General features: G+C 40.8%; 10 protein-coding genes. 4 read left to right on the plus strand and 6 right to left on the minus strand.

What is annotated here, in order from left to right:
• Positions 1–49: 49 nt before the first annotated feature.
• Together lgt and E2P86_RS13620 are read left to right on the plus strand one after the other, a co-directional pair.
• On the plus strand, positions 50–874 hold the full coding sequence (gene lgt / locus E2P86_RS13615) for a prolipoprotein diacylglyceryl transferase (protein WP_085471048.1): 825 nt from the start codon (positions 50–52) through the stop codon (positions 872–874).
• Between the two features lie 89 nt (positions 875–963).
• Positions 964–2166 (plus strand): multidrug effflux MFS transporter, encoded by a 1203-nt coding sequence (locus E2P86_RS13620; RefSeq protein ID WP_134433544.1) that lies wholly within the window; start codon positions 964–966, stop codon positions 2164–2166.
• A gap of 95 nt (positions 2167–2261) precedes the next feature.
• On the opposite strand, the gene aroQ is transcribed toward E2P86_RS13620, so the two are convergent.
• Together aroQ and E2P86_RS13630 are read right to left on the minus strand one after the other, a co-directional pair.
• A complete protein-coding gene (aroQ, locus tag E2P86_RS13625) occupies positions 2262–2678 on the minus strand; it encodes a type II 3-dehydroquinate dehydratase (RefSeq protein ID WP_085471046.1) in 417 nt (138 codons plus the stop codon).
• A 76-nt stretch (positions 2679–2754) separates the two neighbouring features.
• On the minus strand, positions 2755–4380 hold the full coding sequence (locus tag E2P86_RS13630; RefSeq protein WP_134433545.1) for a gliding motility protein RemB: 1626 nt from the start codon (positions 4378–4380) through the stop codon (positions 2755–2757).
• Positions 4381–4599: 219 nt separating this feature from the next.
• On the opposite strand from E2P86_RS13630, the gene E2P86_RS13635 reads away from it, so the two are divergent.
• Together E2P86_RS13635 and murI are read left to right on the plus strand one after the other, a co-directional pair.
• Complete coding sequence (locus E2P86_RS13635; protein ID WP_134433546.1) at positions 4600–6018, plus strand: glycoside hydrolase family 125 protein; 1419 nt, start codon at positions 4600–4602, stop codon at positions 6016–6018.
• Between the two features lie 1592 nt (positions 6019–7610).
• Positions 7611–8429: a glutamate racemase gene (gene murI / locus E2P86_RS13640; RefSeq protein WP_134433547.1), complete on the plus strand. Its 819-nt coding sequence runs from the start codon at positions 7611–7613 to the stop codon at positions 8427–8429.
• 43 nt (positions 8430–8472) lie between these two features.
• Here the strand turns inward: murI and E2P86_RS13645 are convergent, their stop codons facing one another.
• Genes E2P86_RS13645 through E2P86_RS13660 form a run of 4 tightly spaced genes read right to left on the minus strand, consistent with a single transcriptional unit; the run spans position 8473 to position 12043 of the window.
• Positions 8473–9237, minus strand: coding sequence for a TerC family protein (locus E2P86_RS13645; RefSeq protein WP_134433548.1), 765 nt, complete (start codon positions 9235–9237; stop codon positions 8473–8475).
• Between the two features lie 20 nt (positions 9238–9257).
• Positions 9258–9785, minus strand: a complete 528-nt coding sequence (locus E2P86_RS13650; RefSeq protein ID WP_085471118.1) for an adenine phosphoribosyltransferase — start codon at positions 9783–9785, stop codon at positions 9258–9260.
• A 9-nt stretch (positions 9786–9794) separates the two neighbouring features.
• The gene (locus E2P86_RS13655; protein WP_134433549.1) at positions 9795–10718 is read right to left on the minus strand and encodes a helix-hairpin-helix domain-containing protein; all 924 of its coding nucleotides are present in this window, start codon (positions 10716–10718) and stop codon (positions 9795–9797) included.
• A 20-nt stretch (positions 10719–10738) separates the two neighbouring features.
• Positions 10739–12043, minus strand: coding sequence for an efflux RND transporter periplasmic adaptor subunit (locus tag E2P86_RS13660; protein WP_085471120.1), 1305 nt, complete (start codon positions 12041–12043; stop codon positions 10739–10741).
• Between the last annotated feature and the right edge of the window lie 2 nt (positions 12044–12045).

Genomic DNA, 12045 nt, shown 5'->3' on the forward strand with positions numbered 1-12045 from the left:
ATTGCTTTTATATACAATTTTATCTAAGTTTACCACATAATAGCACCATATGCAATCAACTTTAAATGTTATTCACTGGAACATCGACCCAGTGTTGTTTCAACTAGGTTCCTTTGGACTACGGTATTATGCACTATGCTTTTTGGCGGCATTTATCGTGTCTTACGTCCTGATGCTTCGCGTCTTTAAACGGGAAGGAAAAAGCCAGGAACTCCTTGATCAATTGAGTATTTATATCTTTTTAGGCACCTTAATTGGAGCGCGTTTAGGGCACTGCCTATTCTACGAATTCGATTACTACATACAACACCCGCTGGAGATGATTTTGCCTTTCCGCAAAGGGCCCGACGGCTGGGAGTTGACCGGATTCCAAGGCTTAGCAAGTCACGGCGGTGCTATCGGTATTTTAGTGGCATTATGGTTGTTTGCAAAAAAGACCAAGACAGATTTTATCTGGATTGCCGACCGCTTGGTACTTGTCGTACCGATTGCTGGTGCTTTCGTACGTCTAGGAAACTTTTTCAACTCTGAAATCATCGGATTACAAACCGATGTACCTTGGGCTGTAGTCTTCGAGAAAGTAGATATGTTACCGCGCCACCCGGCACAATTGTATGAAGCACTTGCTTACCTTATTATCTTCCTCATCCTTTGGACAATGTACCAACGTAATGCGAAACCAAAAGCAGGATATTTCTTTGGTATTTTCTTGGTATTGCTGTTTGGCGCACGTTTCGGACTGGAATTTTTTAAAGAAAATCAAGAAGCTTTTGAAGCGGGTATGCGTTTCAATATGGGACAACTACTCAGCATACCGTTTATGTTGGTGGGACTCTTCCTGATGTTCAGAAAACCCAAAACAGCACAAAAGTAAGAAACAGAGAGCCCATCATATAGATGGGTTCTTTGTTTTTATACTATTCTATCGTATAAAACATCCTTTTTAGTTTACCCTTAAATTACATGCAGAAAACAACAACAAATCGAGGCATCATCTTACTTATTCTAGGCTTCTTATCCGCCATAGGTCCTTTTTCTATCGATATGTACCTCCCGGCCTTTCAAACCATTGCTACGGATTTTAATACCTCTGTCGATAAAGTGCAACTATCCCTCACCAGCTTCTTTATAGGTATTGCATTTGGACAGTTAATCTATGGTCCATTGTTGGATAAATATGGGCGTAAAAAACCCCTAATGGCCGGACTGGTTATCTACATCAGTACTACTTTACTGTGTCTCTTCACGCGCGATATTGAACACCTGATTGTGCTTCGCTTTCTTCAAGCTTTGGGAAGCTGTGCCGGCATGGTTGCATCACGTGCAATGATCCAGGATTACTATGAACCACGCGAAGCAGCACGGGTATTCAGTTTGCTGATGCTTGTTATTGCCATATCACCTATCTTAGCTCCTAGTGCAGGTGCCTTATTGCTCCAATATTTTGATTGGCATTATATCTTCGCCTCCCTCGCCACGATAGGCTTTTTGATTCTATTGGCAACTATTTTCCTGTTGCCCGAATCGTATGCCGGTGATCCGAGTTTTTCACTTCGCCCTAAAGCAATCTTAGGAAAATTCACCGAAGTATTGACGAACCAAACGTTCCTGCTGTATGCACTAGTGGGTTCCATTGCCTCCTCCGGGATGTATGCCTATCTTGCAGGTTCCTCCTTTGTTATGCAGCAATATTTCGGCTTGACCCAAAGCCAATACGGTCTCGCTTTCGCCTTTGTGGCTTCCGCGATGGTCATTGCAACGCAAATAAATAGGGCAATTTTAAAAAGGTGGAATAGCAGCCAGATCAGTCGGTCTGCAAATATTTGGCAGTCCTGTATTGGAATTCTTATGGTTCTGTCCTTAGTTTCGGGCAATCTTAACTTTCCAACGCTACTGGGCTTAATCTTTCTTTTCCTGTTGGGGCATGGGTTTATTTTCCCCAATACATCGGCTCTCGCCTTATCACCCTTTAAGGCCTTAGCAGGAAGTGCTTCCGCTCTCCTGGGTTGTATACAAATGGGAATTGGTGCACTGACCTCCGGACTGGTGAGTTACTTTCACAACGATACACCTTACCCGATGGTTACCGTGATGTGCTTAACGGCTTGCATCTCACTGGCCATACATTTAGCCAGCAAAAATATTATTGCACAGATTAAACAGTAGATAAATAAATCGCAAAGAAAAAGAGGTTAAACCGCGAAGCTGTGAAAAAAATCACAAATAACATAACGGTTTAACCTCTTTATAACTTTGTGCTACTATAAAAAACTCTGGATCCCCAGGGTATAGCTCTTTAATCCAAAACCACAAATTACCCCGACACAGCTTTTCGCTAAATAAGAGTGGTGTCTAAATGATTCCCGCTGATGCACATTGGAAATATGGACCTCCACTACCGGGGTATTGATAGCTGAAATAGCATCGGCAATAGCAATGGAAGTATGCGTGTAGGCCCCTGCATTCAACACAATACCGTCATACGAAAAACCAACTTCGTGCAGTTTGTCGATCAGTTCACCTTCATGGTTACTCTGGAAATAGAAAAGTTCTACCGCAGCGAAGTCCTGCTTTAGATCGGCGAAGAAACCTTCGAAATCTTTATCTCCATATATGCTTTTTTCACGTACGCCCAACAGGTTTAAGTTGGGGCCGTTCATAATCAATATTCGTTTCATACTTTAATTAATGCTATCGTAAACTTAATTAAAATTGCTTTTAAATGCAAAATCCTATACGGGACAAGACTTCTCGCTACATATCGCCGTAGAAATTGCGGAATGACGAGCGTAAACCAAAGGTAATAACACCAGACTTTTCAGTTGGTGCATCTTCTACCCGATTGAAGCGTTGCGTATACCCTACTTCAAAACGGAGGTTGTATTTCGGGTTTAACACATAAGCTGCTTTCGCATCCGCGTAGAAAAGATTGTGTTTAATGCCCTGACCAATGGAATTCCCATATGTATGAGGAATAGTGAGGTAAGATTGAAAAATATCGCCCCCCATATTAGTTCCATCTGCCGGATCCGTCCCATAGACACTATACAAGCCTTGCAATGAAAAGTCAAACCGCTTCCACGAATAATTTGCAATCCCCACCAATTCTTTGAAATTAGCTCCTCTTGGATGTGCCAAAGGCTCCCCATGGTTGCTATAATTGGAAATGGACGTAAAATGCTGGTACGTATAAGGACGAACCACATTATACTCTGCCAAGAAATTCAAGCGTTTCACTTTAAATAAATCGAAGCCTTTCACACCAAGTTGTGTACCCCATTTGTTATGCGCATATCCTTTTCCTCCAAAAAACTCCTTCGCAGTAAATTCGCCCAATAAAAACTGACCGTAGGCTGTCATATTATCCAGCACTTTATACTTTGCATTCAAACCGAGAAACATCTTATCGGGTGAAGTAGAATTATTGGACTCAACCGGACGTAGGAAAATAACCGGATTTAAGTAGTTGAAATCAAACCCACGATGTCCGGCCTCATTCTTATTTGCCCAAACGACAGCTTGAAAAAAACCAATCGACAATCTATTTGTCGCATTATAATCTAAATACTGGAAAGCCCCCCACTTAATACCATCTCCAAAACGTCCACCCGAATTCAAAGAATCTATACGTGGATTTTTAGGATCTGTCATATAGGCCCAAATCGATGTGTACTGCACATTTCCAATCTTACCACTCAATTTCAAATGTGTGTAGTTCGACGAAAAATCAGATAAGAGTAAAGACCGATAACCATCTCCAATGTGATTTTTGTCATACGCCAATGTAGCTTGCAGATAGTCACTAAAATCATAGGTCAAACTGGCTGTAGCATACATCCAGTCTTTCGTTTTCTTACCTGCATGCTCGACAGAGCCTTGTCCGGGCATAACCTCATTGCGAGTCACATATTCATCTAGGTAACGCGGAAATACACCTTGGTTTTCGAATGCATTGGCATAGAACGTGAATTTATCACCGATTGTTAATCCTGCTTGAAATCCTCTTGTGTTAAGCCATGTTGTTCGCTTATCTGTATCGAACATTTCTTTTCCCATGACAAAGTCAGGTAAGAAGTCAAGGAAGAAAGTATGGTCGTCTTTCTTAACATCCACCAAATGCTCATTAAAAATCTTACGAAGGAACCAATTTTGAGAATCCATCTGGTTCGCATTTTGAAGCGAATCAAATCGATTCAAGAGCTCTCCTTTTAACACATATGGCTTAACGGCTGTATGGTATCTGGTGCTCGGAGAATATAAAAGATCGTTATATTTCTGATCGTGCTGAAACGAATAGATCTGGCTTTTAATCTGCGCCTTTGAGACCTGAACAGCACTACAAAGAAGAATCGCTATTGATAAGCACTTTGTGAACTTCATAAAGAAAAGAATATTACTATAAAAACAAACTTATGGCCTAGAAAATCCAAGCTACAAACTTAGGTAAAATCCTTGTATAAGCAATAAAATGCCATAATATATAAAGGAAATGCTAAAGAAGAACGATAAGTTCAAAAAAATATTGCTAAAACGTTTATTCACCTTTCATTTTTCTGTTTTTTCATTATCTTTAGCTACAAACAAAACAATAAACAAACCATGAAACGTAGAACTTTCTTACAAAATACATTTGCTTTGGGCGCTGGCGTGGTGGCTAGTAAATTTTCCTTTGCGAATGATTTAGGTACATTTCCGACGGTACGCATCCCAGTGGAAAAACGCCATTTCAACTCCAAAGTAATTGAAGGGGCCATTGCTGAATTTCAAAAAAATGTACCCAATAAAGAATTGGGATGGCTGTTCAATAATTGTTTTCCGAATACTTTGGATACCACTATCTATGATGAATCTACGGCAACAAAAAAACTAACCTATGTCATCACCGGTGATATTGACGCCATGTGGTTACGCGATAGTAGTGCGCAAGTATGGCCTTACCTTCCCTTTATGAAGAAAGACCGCAAACTACAAGATTTGATATTGGGGCTTATCAACAAACAGGCAAAATGTATCAATATCGATCCATATGCAAACGCGTTTTATAATGACCCAACAAAAAAAGGGGAATGGTTTTCTGACCACACCACCATGAAACCGGGACTTCACGAACGGAAATGGGAGATCGACTCCTTATGCTACCCTATTCGATTGGCGTATCATTACTGGAAAGAAACAAATGATAACACACCGTTTGATGATGAATGGGTACAAGCGCAAGAGAATACCTATAAAACTTTTGTAGAGCAGCAGCGCAAAGATGGTACAAGTCCTTATGTATTCTCTAGAACGACTTCTCGTGGTACAGATACCTTACAAATCGACGGTTTAGGTTACCCAGTAAACCCTGTGGGTTTAATATGTTCTAGTTTTAGACCGTCTGATGATTGTACCATATTTTTATTTCTTATTCCATCCAACCTTTTTGCCGTTACAAGTTTAAGACAGTCAGCTGAAATATTACGTAAGGTTAAAAACAACACCACATTGGCCGCCAAAATGGAGACATTAGCGCAAGAGGTAGAAACAGCTGTCAATCGTTATGGTATTGTCGATCACCCAGACCACGGGCGCATTTATGCCTTTGAGGTCGATGGTTTTGGCAGCCGGATGATGATGGACGACGCCAATGTTCCTTCGCTTTTATCGTTACCCTACTTAGGTGCAGTAGATGTAAACGACGAGGTTTACCAACGTACACGTAATTTCGTACTATCGGAAAAGAATCCATTTTTCTTCAAAGGTAAAGTAGCCGAAGGAATTGGTGGTCCTCATATTGGCCGTGATATGATCTGGCCTATGGCGATTATTATGCGCGCTATGACCTCGACCAATGACAATGAAATCAGAACTTGTATCGAGACACTTCGTAATACGCATGGCGATACAGGATTTATGCATGAATCATTCCACAAAGACGATCCTAAGAAATTTACGAGACACTGGTTTGCTTGGACGAATACACTTTTCGGAGAGCTTCTCTGGAAAACATACCAAGAAAAACCAGCTTTGCTGAAGTAAGAAATAATAATAAATAGGCAGGACTTGATTCCTGCCTATTTAAAAAACGATATACCGTAGCGGTGTCTTTTTACTTTTTTCTTGATAAAAAAGTAACCAAAAAATCAAGGCTGCATTCCTTATGCTACCTCATGCCGTTCAAAGCTAAATCATCCAAAACTCACTTCGTTCAGACAAGGATGATTTTTAACGCTTTACCCAGCATTCGCCAACGCAGTCGGAACGCTAGGCCGTTTTCAAAAGTTTTTATTATCGCTCCTGCTTACCTGTTAGGACACGAGCCAAAGGCGGTGTCTTTTTACTTTTTCCTTGATAAAAAAGTAACCAAAAAATCAAGGCTGCATTCCTTATACTACCTCATGCCGTTTAAAGCTAAATCATCCAGAATTCACTTCGTTCAAACAAGGATAATTTTTAACGCTTTATCCAGCATTCGCCAACGCAGTCGGAACGCTAGGCCGTTTTCAAAAGTTTTTATTATCGCTCCTGCTTTACTTGTTAGGACACGAGCCAAAGACGGTGTCTTTTTACTTTTTCCTTGATAAAAAAGTAACCAAAAAATCAAGGCTGCATTCCTTATACTACCTCATGCCGTTTAAAGCTAAATCATCCAGAACTCACTTCGTTCAAACAAGGATAATTTTCAACGCTTTACCCAGCATTCGCCTACGCAGTCGGAACGCTAGGCCGTTTTCAAAAGTTTTTATTATCGCTCCTGCCTTACCTGTTTGGACACGAGCCAAAGGCGGTGTCTTTTTACTTTTTTCTTGATAAAAAAGTAATCAAAAAATCAAGGCTGCATTCCTTATGCTACCTCATGCCGTTTAAAGCTAAATCATCCAGAACTCACTTCGTTCAAACAAGGATAATTTTTGACGCTTTATCCAGCATTCGCCTACGCAGTCGGAACGCTAGGCCGTTTTCAAAAGTTTTTATTATCGCTCCTGCTTTACTTGTTAGGACACGAGCCAAAGGCTCGCGCCAGCGAAAGAGGCTAAGGCACCTATCACCGATTACTTTTCGCTTCTACCTTCCTTAACCGCTTTATGTCGCCTGAGGAATATTTGCAATCTGTAGAAACTTGCCTTTGCACAACCCCTCCATGCAAATATTCCTAGCGACAAGCTTTTGCTTCCTTTTTGCTTCAAAAGGAAGATGCCCTGCCGGCATAGAGGCATACATACTTACCGCAGGCAAATTTTTAACGCTTTACCCAGCATTCACCAACGCAGTCGGAACGCTAGGCCGTTTTCAAAAGTTTTTATTATCGCTTCTGCTTTACTTGTTAAGACACGAGCCAAAGGCTCGCGCCAGCGAAAGAGGCAAAGGCACCTATCACCGATTACTTTTCGCTTCTACCTTCCTTAACCGCTTTATGTCGCCTGAGGAATATTTGCAATCTGTAGAAACTTGCCTTTGCACAACCCCTCCATGCAAATATTCCTAGCGACAAGCTTTTGCTTCCTTTTGGCTTCAAAAGGAAGATGCCCCTCCGGCTTGAGGAGTAGTAACATGCCCTGCCGGCATAGCGGCATAATTAAATACGAAACAATTTTCCGATATTTGATTCATCAGAAAAAATGGAGCTTGGTATGGATAGTAAAACTGGACCTATTGGTGTTTTTGATTCAGGATTTGGAGGACTTACGATTTTTCGAGAGATAAAGGATCGACTTCCGGAATATGACTATATCTACTTAGGTGACAATGCCCGTGTCCCTTATGGCACGCGATCATTCGACACTGTTTACCAATTCACAAAAGAATGTGTCTTTAAACTGTTTGACAAAGGTTGTAATTTGGTAATCCTGGCCTGTAATACCGCATCTGCAAAAGCACTTCGGAGCATCCAACAACATGACCTCCCTCCTGGAAAGCGGGTATTGGGCGTTATTCGTCCTACAACAGAATCTATCCAACAATTTACACGGAGCAATGTTGTTGGTATCTTAGCCACGCAAGGAACGGTACTATCCGAATCATACAAAATCGAGATCAATAAATTTCACCCCGAGATTACAGTCGTACAACATGCCTGTCCGATGTGGGTTCCTCTCGTGGAGAACAATGAGATCCACACCCCAGCCGCGGCTTATCTAATTGAGAAAGATATTAAAGCACTGCTTGACAAACACGATAAGATCGACACTATTGTACTTGCTTGCACTCACTATCCATTACTGTTACCGGTTATCGAACAGTTTGTACCTTCCAATATCAAAATATTGGCGCAAGGAAAACTTATAGCAGAAAGTTTAGATCATTACCTGGAACGTCACCCCGAAATAGAGTCGTTATGTTCGAAACAAGGAAAAATGGAATTCTACACGACAGATGATGCGCAAGATTTTGAAGAAAAAGCAACCATCTTCTTTAAAGAGAAAATAAAAGCCAAACATATTGCTGTATAAAAAAAGGCTTCCTATATAGGAAGCCTTTTTTCGTTCAATAGGCTTATAGTTTAGCGGCTTTATCTGCCGCTTTTTTTGTGGATCGAATATTAAGCCATTCCACCAATACCGAAAATGCCATCGCAAAATAAATGTATCCTTTCGGAATGTGCTGATCGAAAGCCTCAGCCGTCAACGATACCCCGATCAATAACAAGAACGCCAATGCTAACATCTTAACCGATGGATGGTTGTTCACAAAGTTACTGATAGATTCAGCCGACACCAACATAATTCCTACCGCAACAATGACTGACGCGATCATAACGCCAATCTGATCAACCATACCTACCGCGGTAATGACAGAATCCAGTGAGAATACAATATCAAGAATCAAGATTTGAATAATCACACTCGAGAAAGTAACCACTTTACCGTTTTTAATTGCAGCTTCTGCATGTCCCTCTACTTTATGATGTATTTCAGTTGTTGATTTATAAATCAAGAAAAGTCCCCCAATAAACAAAATGAGATCACGTCCAGAAAGCTCCAGATAACGCGCTACAGCAACGTTTTCAATATCGAACATCTCCCCAAAATTGAACAAAGGAGCGGTCAACCCCATGACCCATTTAATAGAGAACAACAAAGCAACCCGCATAACCAACGCTAACAACAAACCAATTTGTCGCGCTTTCTTTTGTTGCTCCAACGGGAGCTTATTACTTTGAATCGATATAAACACAATATTGTCTATACCTAAAACGATTTCTAAAACTGTCAGAGTTAAAAAAGAAATCCAAATTTGCGGATCAGTAATCCATTCCATATAATATATTAATTAAGTTTTTAATAACGGACTAGAGAAATAATATCTTCACTGAAGCGTGTTAAGCGTCCTTGACTATTCAAGAAATCGAGACTGATAACAAAGGAATATCCGGCGATAGTCCCCCCTAGTTTTTGAATAAGCTTGGAAGCAGCGACGACCGTACCTCCGGTTGCCAAAAGATCATCATGTAGAAGAACTTTAGTTCCTGCTGGGAAAGCGTCCTCATGCACTTCTATGGTCGCTTGACCATATTCCAATTTATAAGATTCTGAAATGGTTTTAAAAGGTAACTTACCTTGTTTACGAATAGGAATAAAAGGAACATTCAATCGATTGGCTAACATCATTCCAAATAGAAAACCTCGACTTTCAATACCAGCAATCACATCTATCTCCATATGCCCCAACCGGTCAACAAATGCATCTACAATTTGGGAACATAAAGCTTGATCCTTTAGTACGGGCGTAATATCTTTAAAAATAATGCCTGGTTGTGGAAAATCAGGAATATCCCGGATAATTTCCTTTAGATGCGCTTCTAGCATAGATTGATTTTAGTTGAAATTTAAATATGGCTCAATTTTACTCAAAAAATCAATATTTAAAGCATAAATATTTTCTAAATCGTCTATCCCCCTAAAATCACCGTGCTGCTCTCGGTATCGTGCAATTAAACGAGCGTTATCCCAGGTAATATAGGGATGTTTCGCCAGTTCCTCCACAGAAGCGCTATTGATTCTTAACTGTTCTAATTCTGTTGCTTCATCAAGCGTCAGAAAGGGCGATATGGAAACAAAAAGCTCTTCCGATATACCATATACTTCACGTAACTGAATAACATCATGAAAACCGCCCAAAGCTTCTCTAAATTTAACAATCCTCCCAGCAAATACACTGCCAATCCCGCGTAATTTGCGAAGCATCGCCGTGTCGGCCTTATTCAAATCAATGGATACCACCGGTGCTTTTATCTTTTCTATTGGATCTTTTTTAGATTGACCTAGGCGATTGCCCACGGCTCTCGATTTAGAAAATTGAAGATAGGGTTCAATTCGGTTGAAAGCCGCACTGGAGATGGAATATATTTTAGCTACATCGTTTTTTGTATAAAAACGACCACCCTTATGTTCATAATTTTTTATAACCGCTATTTGCTTATCAGAAAACCCTAATCTACGCCAGTCAGCCACAGGGAGATCGTTCGGGTCAAAGTAAAAAAGCTCGCCTTTGAGAGGCTGTTCCGGCCGAATGTTGTCACCCCTATCCCAAGTAGTAGCACCTGCCTGATCTTCAGCGCGCACACTTTCCTCCTTCACTTCAATTAAGTGAACATAGCTTGCGATTTCTTCGGGAGGTTCGGATTTAAACATCCGATAAAGGAATGGAAAAAACACGATCGCAACCAAGAGAATCAACAAAAAGAGGTAACCTTTGCGTTCGTTTTCAGTTAAATCAAGAAAAGGAAAACGTTTTCGCATGGCAACCTCTTTTTATCCTATTATTTCAGCTCACTGGCCGACACCTTCTTCACCTTGGTACCGTCCTGCAAAATTTTTGATATGGCATTAAATGGTCTTGAAACAACAGATTCACCTTTCTTAAGGCCAGATTTAACAATGATATTTTTATCATCCTGTATCCCTGTTTTCACTTCTGTCATTTTAACCACATCTCCATTCAACACAAATACATACTCTTTAATATCATCATTACTCACCGAATCAGTCTTGTCTTTTGTACGAATTGTTACAGCTTGGATTGGTACCGTTAATCCTTTTTCACTTTTCGTATGAATCTGTACCGTCGCTGATAAGCCTGGTTTAAAAGGAGATGAATTAACATTCTGCTCGTCCAACAAATCTTCGTATGAAGAAACTTCAATACGCACTTTTACATTAAAGTTAGTTACTTGCTCTGCCGTGGTTGCTGTCGTTGCTGCCGATTTAGAAGAGCTGGAGATCTCTGTCACCACACCTTTAAATTTGCGGCCCTGAAAAGCATCTACTTCGATGGTCGCTTCATTTCCCACCTTAACGCGGTTAATATCATTCTCATTTACTTCCACATTAACCTCCATCGTGGACATGTTCGCGATACGCATAATTTCAGTACCAGCCATCTGTGCTGTTCCTACGACACGCTCTCCCAATTCAATAGAAAGCAAAGAGATAATTCCATCCGATGGTGCGTAGATCGTAGTACGCGACAAACTATTACCCGCCTCTTGAAGCTGTGCTTCAGACTGACTGATTGCATAGCGCGATGCAACTACTTGTTGTCTCTGCGACTCCAGGCTTGCACGCGCACTTTCATAATCCGCACGTGCTTTATCCATTTCTGAGGCAGATATAACACGCTTCCCATAAAGTTCTTGACTTCTTTTGTATGTCGCTTCAATATTGACAAGATTTGCTTCCTGTTGCTTTAAAACCTGCTGTGCTGCGGCATTATTCGCTTTCTGCTGACTAACTTGCGCTGCGGCGCGGTCGTAGCTAGACTGCAAAAGATCGGGCTTCACCCGACAAAGTACTTGTCCTTTTTTAACAACATCACCTTCTTTTACATTCAATTCTATAATCTCTCCAGAAACCTCGGAGCTCAATTTTACTTCAAATTCCGGTTTCACTTTTCCACTCGCCGAAACAAGTTCAAAAACCGTTTGTTCCTTGACCTCATCTACTGCAACCTTCTGCTCTGCACCATCACCAAACCAGCCCAATTTGCTGCCTGCTATAACAAGCGCTAAAAGCACTACTGCGCCTATAACTAATATTTTGGGAAGATTTTTCTTTTTCTTTGCCATTT

The organism is Sphingobacterium psychroaquaticum (assembly GCF_004421025.1).
In the GTDB taxonomy this organism is placed as follows: Bacteria; Bacteroidota; Bacteroidia; order Sphingobacteriales; family Sphingobacteriaceae; genus Sphingobacterium; species Sphingobacterium psychroaquaticum.